At 47.4% G+C, this 18,020-nt stretch carries 27 protein-coding genes and 1 tRNA gene; 4 read left to right on the top strand and 24 right to left on the bottom strand.

The genetic code is table 11. The features are described from left to right. Positions 1–65: 65 nt before the first annotated feature. From Q0526_RS02300 to Q0526_RS02195, 24 genes are all read right to left on the bottom strand, one after another. Positions 66–281, bottom strand: coding sequence for a hypothetical protein (locus Q0526_RS02300; RefSeq protein ID WP_298730458.1), 216 nt, complete (start codon positions 279–281; stop codon positions 66–68). A 102-nt stretch (positions 282–383) separates the two neighbouring features. After that, positions 384–719 carry a hypothetical protein gene (locus Q0526_RS02295; RefSeq protein ID WP_298730456.1) on the bottom strand — a complete coding sequence of 112 codons (336 nt, stop codon included), beginning with the start codon at positions 717–719 and terminating at the stop codon, positions 384–386. 70 nt (positions 720–789) lie between these two features. Next, positions 790–1,050 (bottom strand): ferritin family protein, encoded by a 261-nt coding sequence (locus tag Q0526_RS02290; RefSeq protein ID WP_298730452.1) that lies wholly within the window; start codon positions 1,048–1,050, stop codon positions 790–792. Positions 1,051–1,052: 2 nt separating this feature from the next. Further along, positions 1,053–1,427, bottom strand: coding sequence for a hypothetical protein (locus Q0526_RS02285; protein WP_298730450.1), 375 nt, complete (start codon positions 1,425–1,427; stop codon positions 1,053–1,055). Between the two features lie 51 nt (positions 1,428–1,478). Continuing rightward, positions 1,479–1,907, bottom strand: coding sequence for a hypothetical protein (locus Q0526_RS02280; protein WP_298730448.1), 429 nt, complete (start codon positions 1,905–1,907; stop codon positions 1,479–1,481). Between the two features lie 227 nt (positions 1,908–2,134). Next, a complete protein-coding gene (locus Q0526_RS18745; protein WP_366522018.1) occupies positions 2,135–2,302 on the bottom strand; it encodes a carbohydrate-binding protein in 168 nt (55 codons plus the stop codon). Positions 2,303–2,338: 36 nt separating this feature from the next. Next, positions 2,339–2,452 (bottom strand): carbohydrate-binding protein, encoded by a 114-nt coding sequence (locus tag Q0526_RS18740; RefSeq protein ID WP_366522017.1) that lies wholly within the window; start codon positions 2,450–2,452, stop codon positions 2,339–2,341. 81 nt (positions 2,453–2,533) lie between these two features. Next, positions 2,534–2,872 (bottom strand): hypothetical protein, encoded by a 339-nt coding sequence (locus tag Q0526_RS02275; RefSeq protein WP_298730446.1) that lies wholly within the window; start codon positions 2,870–2,872, stop codon positions 2,534–2,536. Positions 2,873–2,892: 20 nt separating this feature from the next. Continuing rightward, positions 2,893–3,213 (bottom strand): hypothetical protein, encoded by a 321-nt coding sequence (locus tag Q0526_RS02270; RefSeq protein ID WP_298730444.1) that lies wholly within the window; start codon positions 3,211–3,213, stop codon positions 2,893–2,895. Between the two features lies 1 nt (position 3,214). After that, the gene (locus Q0526_RS02265; protein WP_298730442.1) at positions 3,215–3,799 is read right to left on the bottom strand and encodes a hypothetical protein; all 585 of its coding nucleotides are present in this window, start codon (positions 3,797–3,799) and stop codon (positions 3,215–3,217) included. A gap of 81 nt (positions 3,800–3,880) precedes the next feature. Then, a complete protein-coding gene (locus Q0526_RS02260) occupies positions 3,881–4,042 on the bottom strand; it encodes a hypothetical protein (protein ID WP_298730441.1) in 162 nt (53 codons plus the stop codon). 4 nt (positions 4,043–4,046) lie between these two features. Beyond that, complete coding sequence (locus Q0526_RS02255; RefSeq protein ID WP_298730439.1) at positions 4,047–5,816, bottom strand: hypothetical protein; 1,770 nt, start codon at positions 5,814–5,816, stop codon at positions 4,047–4,049. Positions 5,817–5,916: 100 nt separating this feature from the next. Next, a complete protein-coding gene (locus tag Q0526_RS02250) occupies positions 5,917–6,492 on the bottom strand; it encodes a hypothetical protein (RefSeq protein ID WP_298730438.1) in 576 nt (191 codons plus the stop codon). Beyond that, entirely contained in the window at positions 6,461–8,338 is a 1,878-nt protein-coding gene (locus Q0526_RS02245; protein ID WP_298730436.1) for a hypothetical protein, read from the bottom strand. Before Q0526_RS02245 ends, Q0526_RS02250 begins: the two co-directional genes overlap by 32 nt. A 218-nt stretch (positions 8,339–8,556) precedes the next feature. Continuing rightward, positions 8,557–9,501 (bottom strand): hypothetical protein, encoded by a 945-nt coding sequence (locus tag Q0526_RS02240; RefSeq protein WP_298730434.1) that lies wholly within the window; start codon positions 9,499–9,501, stop codon positions 8,557–8,559. A 75-nt stretch (positions 9,502–9,576) separates the two neighbouring features. Continuing rightward, on the bottom strand, positions 9,577–10,434 hold the full coding sequence (locus Q0526_RS02235) for a hypothetical protein (protein ID WP_298730432.1): 858 nt from the start codon (positions 10,432–10,434) through the stop codon (positions 9,577–9,579). A 271-nt stretch (positions 10,435–10,705) separates the two neighbouring features. Continuing rightward, the gene (locus tag Q0526_RS02230) at positions 10,706–12,121 is read right to left on the bottom strand and encodes a hypothetical protein (protein WP_298730430.1); all 1,416 of its coding nucleotides are present in this window, start codon (positions 12,119–12,121) and stop codon (positions 10,706–10,708) included. A 276-nt stretch (positions 12,122–12,397) separates the two neighbouring features. Then, positions 12,398–12,525 (bottom strand) — tRNA-OTHER (locus Q0526_RS02225). A 472-nt stretch (positions 12,526–12,997) separates the two neighbouring features. Further along, on the bottom strand, positions 12,998–13,294 hold the full coding sequence (locus tag Q0526_RS02220) for a hypothetical protein (RefSeq protein ID WP_298730428.1): 297 nt from the start codon (positions 13,292–13,294) through the stop codon (positions 12,998–13,000). A gap of 20 nt (positions 13,295–13,314) precedes the next feature. Continuing rightward, positions 13,315–13,614 (bottom strand): hypothetical protein, encoded by a 300-nt coding sequence (locus tag Q0526_RS02215; protein WP_298730426.1) that lies wholly within the window; start codon positions 13,612–13,614, stop codon positions 13,315–13,317. Positions 13,615–13,617: 3 nt separating this feature from the next. After that, positions 13,618–13,836 carry a hypothetical protein gene (locus tag Q0526_RS02210; protein ID WP_298730424.1) on the bottom strand — a complete coding sequence of 73 codons (219 nt, stop codon included), beginning with the start codon at positions 13,834–13,836 and terminating at the stop codon, positions 13,618–13,620. A gap of 6 nt (positions 13,837–13,842) precedes the next feature. Continuing rightward, positions 13,843–13,989, bottom strand: a complete 147-nt coding sequence (locus Q0526_RS02205) for a hypothetical protein (RefSeq protein WP_298730422.1) — start codon at positions 13,987–13,989, stop codon at positions 13,843–13,845. A gap of 398 nt (positions 13,990–14,387) precedes the next feature. Next, positions 14,388–14,924, bottom strand: a complete 537-nt coding sequence (locus tag Q0526_RS02200) for a hypothetical protein (RefSeq protein WP_298730421.1) — start codon at positions 14,922–14,924, stop codon at positions 14,388–14,390. 161 nt (positions 14,925–15,085) lie between these two features. Then, on the bottom strand, positions 15,086–15,271 hold the full coding sequence (locus Q0526_RS02195; RefSeq protein WP_298730419.1) for a hypothetical protein: 186 nt from the start codon (positions 15,269–15,271) through the stop codon (positions 15,086–15,088). Between the two features lie 310 nt (positions 15,272–15,581). Between Q0526_RS02195 and Q0526_RS02190 the strand changes: the two genes are divergently transcribed. The 4 genes from Q0526_RS02190 (at position 15,582) to Q0526_RS02175 (ending at position 17,831) form a co-directional block, all read left to right on the top strand. Next, a complete protein-coding gene (locus tag Q0526_RS02190) occupies positions 15,582–16,013 on the top strand; it encodes an ArdC-like ssDNA-binding domain-containing protein (protein ID WP_298730417.1) in 432 nt (143 codons plus the stop codon). Between the two features lie 93 nt (positions 16,014–16,106). Further along, positions 16,107–16,298, top strand: a complete 192-nt coding sequence (locus Q0526_RS02185; protein ID WP_298730415.1) for a hypothetical protein — start codon at positions 16,107–16,109, stop codon at positions 16,296–16,298. Positions 16,299–16,311: 13 nt separating this feature from the next. Then, positions 16,312–16,851, top strand: coding sequence for a hypothetical protein (locus Q0526_RS02180; protein WP_298730413.1), 540 nt, complete (start codon positions 16,312–16,314; stop codon positions 16,849–16,851). Between the two features lie 80 nt (positions 16,852–16,931). Continuing rightward, positions 16,932–17,831, top strand: coding sequence for a hypothetical protein (locus tag Q0526_RS02175; RefSeq protein WP_298730412.1), 900 nt, complete (start codon positions 16,932–16,934; stop codon positions 17,829–17,831). Positions 17,832–18,020 lie beyond the last annotated feature (189 nt).

Below are 18,020 nucleotides of genomic sequence, written 5' to 3'. Positions count from 1 at the left end.
CCCGCAGGGTGTTGCGGGCGGACTGGATGCGGGTGATTTCGGTTTGAATGCTCATAAAAACCCCCTTAGATCGTAGCCAGCAGGGCATCGATGTTGCCCACCGTGGTAAACACAGCCGCCGAAGTAACCGGGAGAGTATTGTCCTGTTCCACGGCGTCGGCGGTATTTACCGAAATAGTGTTGTTATCTGGATCCAATTTTAAACCAGAACCGATAACATATCCTCCGCCGCCTTTTTCCGGCTGTGTCCATTTGTTTCCATCTTCGGTTTTTGTAAGCACATATCCAGCAGTACCCTGTGGCGGCACTGCTTTATCAAGCCGAGACTGATACTCATTAACGAGCTGAGACCATTCGCTTTGTGTAGGAGAAGAAGAATCACCCTAAATCTCAGAGTGATCTAAAACCGTAAAAATTACATCCGTTGTAATTCTTTGTAGGTTTTTGGCTACACCAGAAAAGACAATTTTTCCGGGCTGTGCTTTTGTAAGCGGTTGTTTTGTTGCTTCAGGAGGAACATCAATAATTCCGCTTTCAGGGACAACAACTCGAATTTTATGACCCGGCGTAATAAAAGTGGCCGTGATGGTAAGATTATCCCATTCGGCATCTTTTTGAATTTGAATCTGCTCAATTCCGTAGCTATCCCACGTACCAAGACTTAGGGACGATGCGCCGGAAACTTTAGCGTTGTACCCGCTTAAAACTATTGTGTTCATTTTTTCACCGCTTTACAAGAAACTTAAAACCGCAAGAAACACCTTTTTCACTTTCTCTAGGAAATCGTCCTTAAAACAAATTCCCCATCATGGCATCCAACTCTTCCCACATTTTTTTGTGGGCATCGCCAATGGGATGATGTTCTTCCACCATCTCATTGTAGATAAACTGGGCATGAGTATATTCGTCATGGGCCATTTCCATAAATCCCTCTGCCAGATCTTCTTCCCCTGCTTCATCCGCCTGCTTTGCCATTTCAAAATATTTGCGGGCGTCCTGCATCTCTTCAGGAAAAGAGGATTCCATCTTTTTGAAAAACATATCACGCATGGTTATTCTCCTTTGATATACCGTTTCAATGTGTCAATGTCTTCCGGCGTAAAATCAATGGTGTTTACATGCCCGCGAAGAAAAGAAAACTTTCCAACCAAAAAGTCGTCCAAAGAAAAAGCGTACTTTTTCATGGATTGTTTTGCCACTTCTGCCAAAGCATCAACATCAATGTTTTGATTATCGTCAATGATGCCGGTCATTTTTACAACAGGACTTTCGCCGTATTTCAAAATGGCCTTATCAACATTGTTTAAAAGAAGCGCAGAAAAAGCGCCAACAGCAAAAAGAATTGGCTTTTCATCAGAAAGATTAGGCATCAATTCTTGGTCTAAATAGCGGGATATTCCGTTTTTTACTTGTTCAATCGTGGCCATACATTACCTCAAAAAAAGAACCGAGGGGGAGACCTCTCCCCCTCGGAAAAGTCAGCGGCAGGGGTTGCAGTTGCAAGTCTGCGCCGGCAGCGGATTGTAGGTGGACTGCGCGGTGGTGGTAGATCCTACCGTCACGTCAGCAACCTGTTTGGTGTAGAACGTGGCGTTCATGTAGTTCACCAGCGTGTTGTCAGCGCACTGGCGGGCCTGCCGCTCGTCGCTGATCTTGTCGCACAGGCAGCTCATGCGCTCGTTGACCAACTGGAAGGAATCGGAAGTTGCCTGATTCTGAACGGCCTGAGCGCCCAACTGCTGCTCAATGGCAGAGAACTTAGCGTCAACGTACTTGTACATCTCGATCTGTTTCTGGTCGTTGTAGATGTTTGCGTCACGCAAAGCAATCTGGGTTTCAAGCTGGGCAATCTTGGATTCCTGACCAAGTTCATACCGATTGATAAACCGCTCGTCGCCGCAAGGCATACACGCAGTAGCGCCGGCCATGCCCTAAAGCAAATTGATCCCGCCGCCCATAGCGTTCAACGCGCCAAGAGTAGCGCCAACAATACCAGTAGCCAAACCGGCTTTTGCAACGCCGCTAGAAGTTTTGTGCTGAACATTCATAGTATGTACCTCGTTTCTTTTTTGAAAAAATAGCGGAAAAGAAAAATTAGTAGTGCAACGGAATCACCCTCTTTTATGCAGTAAAATTACTGCTTTTCCCACGCATCCGGGTAAGCATCAGGTGCCCAAACACATCCGTCCATTTTGCAGATGTATTTTTCTCCGTTGTATGTAATTTTGTCTCCTGTATTGTACGCATCTTCAGAGTTAGAAGGTTGTACAAATTCCGGCCATTCTTCTAAAGAAACAACCACAAATAATGCAGGCGTTTTGTCTGGCGTCCATTCAGCCTAAGTTGTATGCCCCTGTACAACTTTGTACAAAACGCCGTTATACTGGTATCGTTCTCCTTTTTTTACTTCTGCTCCAGCTTTCCATGCAGGAAATAATGGAATGCTTTGCAATGCAGTTTGATCATCAAGAGCAGACTATACAGCCTGCTCAATAATTGGGCGCAACTGAAGCGCAAGTTCAACAAGCGTCATTTACTCCACCCCCAACAGAATTTTTGCGGCTTTGAGTTCCTCGCCTTGATTGGCCAGTTCTTTTTCCAGCGCCGCAATGCGCTTTTCTGTTTCTCCATCTTGCTTCTGTTGTTCCAGCTCTTCTTCCGTCCATCGATGATACCACTGGCACGGCTCAAAAATGGGCTTAGGATCGACCCAATGTCGTAATCCTTTTGGGCGCTTTTCTGTCACAGTCTTTTCCATAACCTCGTAGTAGCCATCGGTGTAGCCGGTGACAATGCTTCCTTCATACACATAACCGGCTTCAAGGTCAGGATTTTCAATGGGTTCTTTTGGAAGCTCGTCATAAATAGCCAAGAAAATACAACCTCCCCGCTTTAATATACTACACGAAACGTAATCGAATTAAAATACATTCGACTTTCGTTGTTTTCCTTTCTATATGATCTATTTACTTTAAGCCTACCAGTTTTTGCATCGTATGATGCAAGGTTGATACGAATTGAAACATTGGAAAGTGTTTCGTAATCTATGCTCACGATAGAAAAATTTTCTAGCGTGAGCTTGCTATAAATATCTGGAATTTTGGCTTTTAAGTCGTAAATCGTGTACGGATCTGATTCCGTATCGTAATATACTTCAGGGTTCTTAATATCAATAACCTTGCTTTTCCGGCCTCCCACACTGGAAAAACCCATATCAAACGCCCCCCTTCATTACGCTAAAAAACACCTCTGCGTCAGCCTCCGGCTTTTCCTGCACAACGCAAGTAATCGTGTTTGCGCCAAACGTTTTCGTGCCTTTATCAACGATGTTTGCCGCTTCAAGCAATGTATCTTGCGCGTCACCTTGAATCGTATCGTCAATTCCCATTCCGGGAAGCATAACGCTGTCAGCCGTAATGTCCGGACCGTCGTTGTACTTTTCCACGGCGACTGTCTGCGTGTACGGGCCATCTCCAGTCCATCCGTCCACAAGGAAGGTAGCCATGTAAACATGAGAAGAGTACGCAAAAATGTCTTGAGACTTGTTTTGAGGGTCGTAAGTTGCTTTGCTTAAAAGCAAATTTCCCATGGCTTCAATAGCAGCGAAAATGTCTTTTCTCTTACCAGTAGGGTCATACACAGCTTGCTGCATATCGCCGCCGCCAAGATCAACAATTTTCTCATTGATGGCTTGATTGGTTTCTTCTTTTGTATATGCGCCAGTTTGTGCCGCGGTTACTTGGTGAGGGTTTTCTTTATTGTTTTTGTGGCCATTCACATACTCAACGATGGCCGACAAAACGTCCTGCAAAAAGTGCGGGATTTCAGAAGAAAGGCCATCAGGAATTTGGGTTCCAATACTTTGCGCTGCGGTATCACTCTAAAGAGCGTCCAAAAACTCGTTAAATGCAGGAACAATAACTTCCCTAGGGATTTCGTCCATAATTCTCTGCATTTCTTGTGTACTTACGCCGGGGGTATTAGGCTTTCCAATATTGCCTTTCCCTTCCAGCATTTCGTCCGTGATTTTTTCAAATGCCATGTTTTTACCCCCGGTAGTTTCCGCCCTCGACAAACTCAATCGCAATTCGCATCAATCCAAACGGCTCATTTACTTCTCCGTTTTCAATGCGGAAACGTGCTTTATCAAGACGGCGAAGCCTGATTTTTGTTTGCAAAGTTTTAGAAGTTGTATCGTTAGAATACGTAAATTTTGAATACGTAAGCTGATCGTAGCTAAAATACCGTACTCTCTTATCGTCTTTTTTTACAAAAGACCAAATCCCACGCTTTTGTGCATAAATCGAAACGCTGGTAGACGCGGAAGGCGTAAGCTGCAACGCCAAATGCCGGGATGTTTTGTTTTTATAAAACTTGTTTCCGGTAAAGTCAGGCGTTTCCCAAATTGCATGAATTGCTTCCCCGCAATCATTGTAGCTTTCAATGTCATTGGGATCATTGTAAAACTCTAAAACACGGCCGTTTTTGTCTCCAAAATATAGCCGGTTGTTCTTTGTCCACATAACATGAGCCGGAATGTTTGTGCGGTAAAAGCAAGCATATTGACGGTTTGAATACGGTTCGTTTCTAGTAGTGCCCAAATTTTGCATGCTATCCAAAATGTATGCTTTGCCATTTACGCAAAGCCAATACATGTCTTGAAACGTCACGCAGCAGGCATTTTCTAGGTTTTCTTCTTGCAAAAGCGCCCCGTTGATAAAGTAGCTTCTATCCTGACTGTATCGCTCTCCTGAAATATCTGAAGGAGTAATAGCGTAAATCCCTGACCGAGTAAGAAAAACAGGTTCAGTTCCAAGATACGCAAAGCTGTTTTTTGCAATAGCACCGGGGCCTTGCATGGTGTTTTTGATAGGAAACGCCGGTTCACTGTCTACCAAGTCGCCGGATCTTACAATGACGTTTCTGTCGGTTTCGTTTTCGTCTTTATGCGTTGCAAGGTAGTTGTTGATAATGGAGTAGCCCATGATCGCGCTTTTAGGCGTTCCCAAGACGCTATACCCCGTATCAGGGAAATAGGTTGGGTCGTTTTGGCCGGAATACCAATCATAGTTTACGAAGTCGGGATTCCCGCTCAAAAAAAGGCGATCCGCTGCACCATTGACGCCAAACAGAGTACCAATGGTACATTTGTTTATTTTATCGGCATATCCTTCTACCGTTCGTGCTGCGGTAATGCTGACATTGTCTTCTCCTTCTAATGGGCTGTTTCCGGGGGCCGTTTTAAAAGTGATAACACCAGTTTCACGATTTACGGTAAAATCAGTTCCTTCTTTTTTGTCTTCCCAGTCTCCATTACTGTTCATAATCTTGGCGGTGACTTCCGTTTCGTCCAACCCGCTAAAAGACATATGGTAATCTTTTGCAGTTCCATTTCCTGCAAAAAGTTCAGTAAACTTGGGCTGAATAAGGTTTAAGGCGTCATAGTCCGTTCCGCCGCCATTGGGATCTTTTGCAATAGTAAGTGTAGGGATTCTTCCCTCAACACTTTTTACGGTTTCGCCATCGTAAACAAGAAGCTGCTTGCCGTCAATGATATACAACGAATCTTCAAATTGCCAGCTAGAACTTCTTGCGTCATTCATGCCATCGTACAACACTTCCGGCTCGGCTTCTTTCTCTTCCGGCATTTTATACAATTTTGTTCCGGCATGAATAATACCAAAAGTATCTTGCTTCCTTGTGTGAAATCCGTTGATCGTGCCATCAAACTGCGCTTTGAGAAAATACCCCATGCACTTTCTCACTTTTCCGGGCGTATCCCGAATCATGTTAGGTGCATTGGGGCTTTTTCCCACGTCTACGTTTCCCGGCTCCTATGTGTAGTCAACGCCAAAAAATTCGTCAATTACAAGACTACTTCTTGGCGTTTGAGAAGGAATTGCAAAAGAGGCCATATTACCACCATCCCGTTGTGCTGGTAAATTTGTTTGAACCTGAAACAGGATTTACCAAAAGCGCAAGTCCGGCTTCAAATTCGTTTCTGTAATACGTTGCAGTAGAAAGATCATCGTCCTTGTACAGTTCGGATGCCATGTACAAGGGAATCAAAACGGCAGCTTCCGGCGCAATAGAAATAACCGTATCGTCAGAAGTTTCTTGCGTAATTTCAGCAGGCATAGAATCATACCAATACTCAAATTCACCGGTTGCATTTTCAGGGAATCGCAAATACCGATTTCCATACAAGGTGCACCCATAATACGGTTGTATATCGCCATCTTGCATTTGATAAACTTCCGGCTCTTTCATTCTCCAAAAATCAGAGTTTTCAGCCGTAAGATCGACAACAAGCGGCGTGCTTTCCTGCTTGGAAACCGTGTTGCTGTTTTTCAGATGAACACCTGACGTAACCAACATGCGGATGGCCTCATTCGCGGCAGCAGGCATGGAGTAAATATACTCTTTGATGCTGTCGTCGTTTTCATCGATGGTAGTACCATCAGCCGAAAACATTTTCTGAAGCGTTGTCAATTTGACTTGTCCCCACGTCATTTGCTTCACCCCCGAGAGCCGCTTTTTGTTCGTCTATTCTTTCTTTTATGGCTGCCTGAATCATTCCTGCTTGCGGGAAGTTTGTCTCTTTGAGAAGCGTCCACATCAAGTAGGCGCTGTTCAAATCATTGATAGGCCCAAAGCCTCCGGATTGATACTTTACATCTACCATATCCCACAGGCGTTCCCGGTTGCTTGCCAAATTGCTGGAAGGATCCACCTCAAACAGAAATTCATCATTCCAATACAGTTGACCGGCAGCATCCCGTTTTAAAAATGCAAACCGGTTAAAATGGCTAAATGTTTCATTTCCTTGAATGTCTTTATCAACAATCGGGTATTCTTCGTCGCTGTAAGCAAGAAGAAACTGGAACATTTTCTTGTAAAGGCGGGCATAAGCCTCGTTCTTCATTTCCCGTTTGGATTGCATACGTCCAGCAGACTGGTTTGCGCTGAACTGTTTTGCGGATCCAGATGTAGCAGAAGAATCGTATTTCCCTTGGAAAGCATCCGTAATGCCAAGCGTACTTTTTGCCCAGTTGTAGTTTGTTTCCAACTGCTGCATATCATAGCTTGTGTTTGGCTGCACGTTCAGAACATCCATAAGTGCTTTATCATTTGCATTGCGCAAACGAATCACTTTTAGTTCTTCGTCGGTAGTTTCAATAGCAACTCCTTCGGGCATGGTTACATAACTGCCGCCCTTCAAGAGTTTTTCTTCGATTTTGGTGCCAAACTTCTTTACGCTTTCCTGTTGGTCTTCAATAACATCTACATCACTAACGCCAAGGAATCTTCCTTCCATAGTAATGTTTCTGCGCAGCACAATGGGAAATCCTGTCGGCTTATACACCGGAATCAAAGTCGGCTGCAATTCCCCCGGCATCATAATTACTTCACCGGTAGAATTGTCTTTTTGAATGCTTCCATCAGGATTTTGAATAGGTTGATCCGGCCCGTATTGCATAGTCGGCAAAACTTCATTGCCAACCGTAATGCTATGAGGCAATTCCTGCATATCAACGGAACGTTCTTCAAACTGCTTGCTTCCGCATACGCAAACGTCACCTTGTTTTTCGCGGCCACATTTTTTGCAGATCGTTTCTCTACGTGCATAGTAGTCCGGCAAATCTTCCAAAACCTGATTCCCTACCCAAGAGAACATACCCACTACGCCGTTTTTTCGATAGTAAACAACGTTTTGCGTTACAAGGCCAGTAATGCTTGTTTCGGCATCGCCGCGAATTTCAGGGGTATCTTCGGTATCATCTTCAATGGTAATTCCGTATTTTTCCTGCAAATCTTCTTTGTCTTGTGCCATCAAAACAAAGATATAACGCATGTTATCTACGTCGTAAATTCCGGGCTGGGGAATGACTTGGCGCGGATGCCGTTCTGTTACGGTAATATCCCCAAGCGTGCAATGGTAACCACCAGTCGGATCCCACTCAATATGGTAAATATCTCCGCCCTGAACAGGAACTGTTCTTTCGCTTTGGTCGTTCATTGCAAGAAACCCAAGACGGCGGGCTTCGTTTCGCAAAAGTTCCTCTGCTTGCCGAGCAAGGTCTTTATCTTCAGGATGCAAAGCCGTAACACGCGGCTGCGGAATGCTTGTATCAACCTGACTTTCAATCAGCTCATACACAATATTCCGAACATTGGACGCTTTTTTTGCCGCCTTTCCATTTTTTCCGCGTATATCTTTGTCGCCAAAATAAAGACGCTCTCTATTCTCGATCTTTTCAAGCATAGAAGCATACTTGATTTTCGCATCCTCTAATTTTGTCTGCCAATAAGCAAGACGATCATTCTGCTTTTTCAAAATTACACCTCCACGGGTTCATGCGCCCGTTTCTGTGATATATGCCCCTCTTTCGAGGGGCGGGCAGTTATTTTACCGCCGTTTTGGTTCTCGTTTGCTTTTTCTTTGGAAACACCATGTGTGAACTGTAATTTCCATTCGGATATACTTTGTCCACTTGATACGTGCTTCCACCGTCAACAAACGTATCTCCAACTTTAAGACCTGCCGGGGCCATATTATGCACCAACCAAAGTGGTTCCGGTGGTTGCGCCGCCCATAATCACATGACGCCAATCGCCAAAACCAGCGCTGAAACGGCAGCGGCCAGAAGAAATCAGGTTGTGAGTGTATACGTCCACATCCTGCTTCATGGTAAGCGGAATACGGTCATAGAAAAGCGAACCGTTCAGATCTTTGTTGGCCTGAGAACTCATGATGATGTACGGCTCTTTTCCTTCGGGAACCTGCCAATGGTGATCAACAACCAGCTTCCACATGCCTTTGTTGACGTTCACATCGTTGAAGTCGCTGCCGACCTGCTGATCGCTGTTGATGATCTTCTTGCCAAGCGTAATCAAACGGTAGGCGTTGCCCGGGACAATCAGAGTGTCAAAGGTATAGCCCATTCGGTTTCCGCTGGCGTTCATGAAATTGAATCCAATATTGGCCAACCGGTTAAGCATTGCATCATCGTCGCCAAACTTGTCAGTAAACACGTTGGACTGGGTTGCAACGCCGGAAATTCCGGGGTGATCCTGTGCAAACAATGCCTTGCCGTCGCCGGTAGTTCGGTCAAAGTCAGCCTTGCCGTTGTAGGTAAACGTAGTTCCCTCTGCGGTAAGAGCTGCGGACGCAAACTCTGCACGGCTGCGCTTGTACGCACGTACGTATGCCTTGGATGCCTGAACCATCGGGTCAAAGTTGTTGTCTTCGCGCATTTCTGCGGTGCAGGTAAAGGACTTCATGAACGGGCTGTGCTCGATCAGCTTTGCGTTGACTTCCTGAAGGTTGTCTTCTACGGCTTTTCCGCCTTCCTCCACATACTTGAAGGAGCTGAAAGAGCTGAGGCCGGCGGTCTTTTCGCCAAACCGCTTGGACTTCTTCACGTTGAACAGTGCCTTCACCAAGGCGTCGTCGTTGTTTTTTTCGTTGTCCGCGTCCACCATATTCATGCGGATCATCTGCGCCCATTCGTTCCAGAAATCGTCTGCAACAGCGGCGCTCTTCTAAAAGATAACTGCCATTTTTATTTCTCCTTACAGTGTTTCGTTGTACAGTTTGGTAAGCTGTTCCATGTTTTTGTCAGGGAACTGCTCTTTCAGTCTGGAAATCCAGTTTTCAGGAATTGCCTTCTGATTTTTCGGCGTGGGATTCCCACCGTGTGCAGAAAGATGGCTTTTCCCTCGCGCAGCATTGATGGCTGCCTGCCGTCCGCTGCGTTCCGATGCAGAAACCGCAGAATCATAATGCGTGATCTTGTACGCATCCACCAAAGAAAGACCTCGCTGGCAAAGAGAAACAATCTGGTCAAAACTTTCCAGCCGGCTCAAATCATCAGCCGACTTGATACTGGGATCAATTTTGGAAAGTTCCTGAATGTCCCGGTTCATTTCTTCTGTTGCTCGCCACTCAATCGTTTGGCGGGTAATTTCATCAAGCTGTTCTTTCATGCGGGCCTTTTCCGGGTCATTCTCAATAATTTCCCGGATTGCCGCCGCCTGATCGGCACTCACGTTTTTGGTTGCCTGCTCAATAGCAGCTCTGCGGCGCACTTCCGCTTGCGCATCCAATGCATCCCAGTATTCCTTCATGGTGGTGATAGGTTTACCGGTGATCGGATTGGTTTTTCCGGCGCACCGTTTGGCAACTTCCCGGTCATAGCGTCGGGCCGCTTCTTCTTGTGCGCGAAGTCTGGCCGTTTTCCATACGTCGTTGGGAATTTCAGGCTGTTCAGGCTCCTGTTCGGCAGGGGCTTCCTCTGCAGCAGGCTGCTCCTGATTTGCTTCTTCCTGTTCAGCGGGTGTTTCTTGGGCATCATCGGTTGCAATGTTGTCCAAGTCGGTTGCAGGCGCGGCTTCTTCCTGCTGTACAACGCCGCTCATTTCTTCATCCATTGGGTTCTCCTTGCATACAACGCTTGCCAGCTATAAAAAGCCTTATTCAGACTTTTTCACTTCTTTGGTGCCCACTTCTTGGTTGTATTGCGGGCATTGCTTGTTTCGGCAAAAAAAGCGCAGCGTAATGTCTGTTGCTTTTACTCTGCACTCAATGCCGCAACTTGGGCATCTCATAAAATCCCCTCCATAAACAGTATATGATTTACGACTTTACCGCCGTATTTACTGCAAATTTTGTACGGGGCTTGGAATTGAATGTAAAAATCAATCATGCGGGATCTCCCCATTTTTCGCGCAAATAGCGTTTTCCCTCTTTGCTTGCGTTTCGGTAATCTTCCCACATGTCTGGCGTCCATTTTTTCGAGTTTTTCTTCACGGTAGGTTTTGCCGGGTTTGTCCACCATGTGCAAAAATACCGCAAAGCATCTGGCGCGTGTGTCAGACTGTGCGGAGTTTTTGAATAGATATTGGCGTCTTTTTCATCAACTTGGATTTTGTACAAGCAACGCCACAATTCCGGAACGTTCCAAAACTGCATGTAAGGCGTTCCCGTTTTGGGGTCATTGCTCAACCATCCCTTCATGGCTGCGCATCCGGCAGCAAAATCACGGGAAACCTTAACCAAGTTAACACCGTTGTCACGGAATAGGTCTGCACGACACTTTCCGCTTTCGCTGCCTCTGCTCCACAAGTCAGACGGCCCAAGATACATGTCAACGGGAATGTTTTCTTTCAAAATCCGTTCACATGCCACCGGGATATTCAAGTTGCTTTCGTTGATTTCGTGGTATGCCACACAATGATCCGTTTCGTCAATAGCCACCCAAATGGCGCTTAACATATCCAGACCATAGTCAATAGAGCAATACACCCGAACATTGCTCCCTGGGCCAATTTCAGACCGATGCTGGTCTCCTAATTCGCCGAAAAACCGACCTGCCGGCGCTTCCAGTGCCTCTTCTTCAGTAGCCGGGTATTCCTGCCTTGCCTTTGCTTCTCCCATGCTGGCGACCGTTGCAGCGTACCAAGCAGCGTCACGGCGCGGGTCGGTATTCCATGGCAAAAACAGCTTGTAGAATCCATTTCCGGGGTTTGTATAGATTTCCTCAAAGGTAGTCCCAAGTTTGATAGTGGAAAGACCAATCACGCGACCGCCAAACGGACGGTTGATAACCGGGAACGCAGATTGCCAAATTTCATCCGCATATGCCTGAAACGCCCATTCGTCAATGATGATCAAGTCAGCAGTAAACGAACGAGCGGCAGAAGGAGCAGAAGGAAACGCCTGAAACACGCTGTCGGGGCCATCAGGCCAGTGTACAGTGATTTTAAGCGTTGTTGCCTCAAACCAAGGCCCGCTCCATCCAACAGGGGGTGGAGATTCCGATATAAGTTCCGGCATGTTTCGCAGAATTACGCCCATGCGCCGCACCAGTTCTTTGGCTTCTTCCTCGCTTCGGCTCAAACCAACAACGGTACGGCCAGAAATAAGAGCAATCAACCGTGCGCCCTCGTGCAGCGCAAGCCATGTAAAACCAAGCTGCCGCGCTTTCAGAACAACAACGCGCCGTTCTGACGCAAACACGCGCAAAGCCATTCTTTGCCCGTCCCATAACGTAAAAGGCTGTATCAGCTCTTCCGCGTCGTGGTCTTCTATGTGGCCGTAATTCTCCACAAAGTACACAGGATCATCCCGGCACTTTTCTTGTTCCTTTTTCCGAAGGCTCTAAATCAGATCCGTGTACCTCACCTCCATGGCGGTGTTGGCGGGGGTCGAACCCGCAAACCTCTAACGCTTAAAGGGCGCTTAGAGACTGTCGGTTTTAGAGACCGATGCTTTCACCATTCAGCCACAACACCGTAATAACCCCGTTCCCTCCCTGCCAGTATTGCGCACATACCAGCCTTCATGTGTTAAGCGGATTCTTACACCCATATCGGCGGGTTTCATACTACCGCATGGAGCGCTGGGGTGGACCCGAACCACCGCGGCATTATCTATCGGCTGTGCACCGCCTCAAGAAATGTCTATCTTAATGTTGTCCAGCATTTTCATGCTGCGCTCTAACCAACCTGAGCTACCAGCGCATATAAAAGCCGCGGTGTTTGGTTCTTCGCCGCGTTGCCGCCCGGTGTCTGTTCCACCACTCCGTCAGTCGTTTATCGCACAATCATGCGCCTCATACTGCGTATTTTACTACTTAAAACCAGTGGTAAAACGGTGTTGCAGGATCATATTTATGTATTCCCGCGCAGTTCTACCGAGAGGCGTTACCGGCAGCACAAACGCGGAGATAAGGGGCGCAGGCAGAACTATGTAATAGAACATAACCAATCACCCCTTTATCTTAAAATCAAGCCCGGGTCGCAAGGACGGAGCGTCGGCGTCTTTGTTTGGTGAATCTCTCCCGCACACCGGGCTACCGCTTTTCCCTCATGCAGAAAAAGCTGGCATCTAAGGCCGGCATCTCAGCCGGCAGCGGAACCATATACGGGACGACGCTGGCACGCTGGTTCCATGTCCCTGAAAGGAGGCGTGCGTTTATTGCACGAGTGAATGTCAAAAAGGAATGTTGGCAAGAGCCATCCGCATTTCCAGAATGTCCAGATAATCGCGCATGACTTTTTCCTGCCGGTCAAGAAGATTTGCTTCCTTCACATCGTAAGAAGGCGCTTCACAAGGACGAGTGTTGTCGTTTGCCTTTCGGTTTACGTTGGCGGCATGAAGTCTTTCATACCGGATCTTCGTATCTTCATATTCGCGGGAAAGACGTACTTTCCAAGCGTCTTTTTCGTTCACGCACGAAAAGCAGCCCATAATGTCGCCCATAAACTGGTTGATCTGTTCATTGGTCATTGTACATTTACCTCCAAAAATTATTTTTTCTTTAGGGAACCTGTCGTTTTTGCGCCAACGTTCCCTTGTAGGGGGGATAGCTGCCGCAAGAACTCACTAGGTTTCATTTTTACGCTCTTTGCAAGCTGGTCTACAATGTCCCTAGGATATGCCACCTTGTAGCAGCCCTTGGTTTTCATCTGGTACTGTACGGCTTTCAGAATGTACGCTTGCACACTTACGCCGTCAGCCTTTGCGGCAGCACGGATTTCTTCCCCGATCTTCTTTTCTGGACGTATCGTGATTGCGTCCCGGCTCTTGTTCCATTCTGTGCTTGTCATTTGTCAAATCCCTAAAGCCAGCAAAATAAAATTGTAAACAACGGCAACCAGCGCCCAAATGTAAAATGGAATTTTTTTATCAAATAAGTCAGAGTAAACATCCAGAAAAAGAACCGGTAAGCATACAACGACCGTATCTAATATTGATTCCATAAAAATTGCGGAAATTACAGAAGCAGACAAAAAGAAAAACAAAAAGTCAACCAAAATAGTTAACACCATATCGTTTCACCCTAACACTTTGATAACCACAAAAGCAACCGTGGCGCAAGGAATCAAAACGGGAAGCATTGAAACAACCAAGCAAACAACAAAAAGCACCGCACACGCGATAACGCCAAACGCAGTAATCAAAAGGTCGGCAATCCAATCCATAGTCTTAACAAACTGCTTTATGGTAAACCACCAACCTTTCGTAGACGAATATTCGTAGACGAACCACTTCGTTGACGAAAATCTTCGTAGACGAATACGGGTTTCGTAGACGAAATTATTTCTGGGATAACTTGGGGGAAAGGATATATCGTGTACCCGGCCCGCTCGTTCGCAACCCCGGGCTACCCTGCATAGGGGGGAGGGTATACCCCCACCCTGCACCGGAAACGCCGGCAGAAAAATATACCCCCGGGGGTCCGGCTTTTACCACCAGCAGCAACATCCTATTTCGCTAAATAACTATTTTGCGAAATAACGTTTCTCGATGCATCGTTGCTTTTCTTGTGTTTGGGAATTTATCTGCAAAGATTGTACGGAATCATGTACTTTTGTGCTGTTTACTCGGCGTCAATGCCCATAACAGCGCCCAGTTTTGCAAGCAACTTGCGGTCCCCTTCGGTCATAATATCAGCGTCAAGACGTACATTTTCGCCCGGTTTGTCCCCTGCTGAATCCCGGATATACTCGGCGGCTTTGGTGTTTCCCTGCATCGCTGCGGCGGTTTGTGCACAGACTATAGCGTCGTATACAGATACCCGCTTTCCGGTCTGCTCTTGTATCTGTTCCACAAGCCGCGTTGCGTCTTCGTCTGTGAGGCTTACAGTTTCCGGCAGATTCATGGCAAGTACAGCTTGGCAAATCTCCTGAATAGTGCGGCGCTTTGCTTTCTTTTCGCTGGTTACGGTTCCGCCCTTCGACTGGATTTCCTGCTTTTTCTCTGCCGGTTGATCCCCGATGGACTTCGGCCGCAGGTTTTCCAAACTCTTGGGGTTTATCCTCTTTCCCTCTCTGCTGATGAGTTCCCCGGCCTGTGCTTTCTCAATGGCCGCCTGTACTCCCTTTTCAGCGTTGGTTAATTTCTTCTGATTGCTCACCAGCTCCACCCCCAAACACAAAAACGGCACCCACTGGGTTATCCCAGCAAGTGCCGCTTATCTTTTTGTTGCGCCCGGTTTTTCCCGCCGTGGCGCTTCTTTTTACATTTTTGACTATACTAATTATATCATTTTGTTGCTTAGTTGTCAAGAAAAAAGCCCTATTTTGTGGTTGTTTTGTCCATCTTTTCCAGAACAGCCTCCAAAATATACCCGCTTGGGCTTTTCCCCGCCTGATCGGCAGCAGATTGCAGCCCGTCCCACTTATCAAGCGGAACTCTCACAGATATAGTCTTGAATTTGGACAAATACCGGTTGTTTGTTTCATACTTCTTTTTCATGTCCACGGCTTGCACCTCCTCACAGTAAGTATACCATGCTTTGCTTGCATGTGTCATGCCAAAAAATGCACAAGCATGAATCATGTTTTTTGTGCAATCCTACAGATCGCATGAAACATTCTTGACAGTTGACATGAATCATGCGATAATGCAGACAACGAAAGCAAACAGAGACACGGAGGCAAACACCATGAAAGAGAAATACATTAGCTTTGAAGTCCGTTACCCTTCCGAAAATCCTACCGAATGAAAAAGTCAAATCCCAGTTTGAAGCACAGGAACCCGAAGAATTTAAAAATTAAAAGGAGAAACTACCATGACTAATACCGAGATCATTACTCGTTCCGCTGTTGCCGCTGGCCTCTACACCAAAGAAGAAGCCGCCGCAATCCTCAAAACTGGCGCTTGCTTGCCGCTTCACACCTACAAAGCGTGGAAATCCGCAGGCTATCAGGTAAAGCGCGGAGAGAAAGCCGTTCTTTCCGTTTTGCTCTGGAAGTTCCGGCCCGGAAAGAAGACCGGCGAAGTGGTAGAAGTTCCCGGAATGCTGAACGCAGACGGAACGCCCGCCACCGTTGAGCAGCAGGAAGCCGACAAGCAGTTTAGAACCCTTGCCTATCTGTTCAGCGCCGATCAGGTGGAGAAGATCCAGCCGGTTCACGTTAAAACCCCAGAAGAGATTAAAGCATACAACGCCAAACTGGCAGCAGAACGGAAAGCCCGCAAGGCTGCACATATTGCATCTTAACCCGCAAGGCCGACGGCATACGCCGCCGCTGGTGCAAGCCCAGCCACCCGAAAAGGTGGGCGCTCATGGGACACCAAAAAAGGAGGCCTTTATATGTTCCCTATTATTACTCCCGAAATTCAGCAAAAATTTGAGGATCGACGCCCCGAAAACGCCGTCAGAATTCCGGAAATTTGCGGATATTGTGGCCGCGCCTGCTATCAAATGGGAAAGCAGGAAGGTGCAAACCGCTCTATCTGTACGAGTTGCCCGCTTTCCTATTTTGCAATGGTTTACGCCCACTAAGGAGGTCACCACGATGGCAAGCATTAAACACGAGGAATACACCTATCAGGGCCGGCGCGTTATCCTTGACGCCGCAGAGATCTACCCCGGAAAATTTGAAACCATGATTTTTCGGTCATCTGATGGGGAAGAGATCGACAGCAAGACCACCAACAGCAAAGAGGTTGCACTTGCGGCTTTTGATACCTTCCGAAAGGCGTACCCGCCGGACGTTGAAAATCTTACCGGAAGATATGCCAAGCTGCGGGACGATTTGCGCAAGGCACTTGCGGCTGGAATCGAAGCCGAAGCAGCAGACCCGGAGGACGGCGGCACCTGTAATTTTGATAGCGCCGCTCTTTATCTTCCCCGGTGGAACGCCCGGAAGGTTGAGCAAGCAGCAAAGGAGGCCGGCACTTTTTGCAGCGACTGGATCCTGTTTGGTCAAAAACATTTTGTGTTTCCCCCCATTACCCACGCACAAGCGAACGCCCGGAGCCGCAACGCCGAAGCAGTCACCGCAGCGCTGAAAGCTATGGGATATGAGGCAATCGACTATTGCCAAATGGATTAAGGGACACTCTCGCAGGGCTGCACCCTAAAGCAGCCCAGCCCCAGCCGATAGGCCACACAACAAAAAGGAAGGTATCTACCATGTATTACACCATCAACGAAAGCATTGCCCGCACCGCACAAGAACTCAACAGTTTCAGCGACTACAAAGCCGGTAGCGCAACCGCAGAATACCGCGCCGAGGTTGACAAGGCCGCTGCACTGGTGGAGCGGAAGAAAGCCACCATCAGCCCCTTCTACCATGAAAAGCTGGACTACCTGCTCGACCGCTACGCAAAGAAGCTGGCAGAGTATTATAACGCCTACTACCGCAACGAAGCGTCCTGCCCTTCCATCCTCATTTCCGGAGGCAGTAACTTTCCAGTAAACAAAAAGCGCAAGCAAAACGCCCGCCGGGACACCTTGCAGCAGGAATACCAGAATGTACAAGGAATCTTGCACAAGATTGAAAGCATCGGCACCGGCCCGATTGACTTTGCAGATCCCCACGCCCGTGAAATGCTGCAACAGCGGGTTGACGATGCAAAAGCCAACCACAAGAGAATGAAGGATGCAAACGCATGGTACAGGAAGCTCGGAACACTTGAAGGGTGCCCCGGATTGACCGACAAGGAAAAAGCGTGGTTGACCCGCCCCGGCGTCTTTGCAGTAGGACGCGGCACCCCGTTGGAGCTGTACCGCCAGCCGTTCCCGTCCTACGAACTGCAAAACAGCAATGCCACCATAAAGCGCTATCAAGACCGGCTAGACGCTTACGAGGCGCAGCGGAACCGCAGCGCAGCGCCGACGGATTTTGAAGGAGGGCAGATCGTCCGCAATACGGAATTGAACCGCTTGCAAATTCTGTTCGATGAAAAGCCGGACGAGGAAACCCGCGCAAAGCTGAAGGCCAACGGCTTTAGATGGTCCCCCCGAAATCAGGCATGGCAACGCCAGTTGACCAGCGCAGCAGAAGCCGCCGCCCGTGCTGTTATTGGGTGACGATAATTTGACGATAAAAGAGCCTGTTTGACGATAGTTTGACGATATATTTTGAAACACATTTGAACAGATTAAAACATATAAAAGCATAAAGAAAACCGCGTAACTAAAGGATTTTCCAGTAGTTACGCGGATTTTCATGTGGTGCGGCTAACAGGACTTGAACCTGCACGTCGTGGACACTGGACC

It is taken from the genome of uncultured Subdoligranulum sp., assembly GCF_937890665.1.
This window is presented reverse-complemented; position numbering and strand designations above follow the sequence as displayed.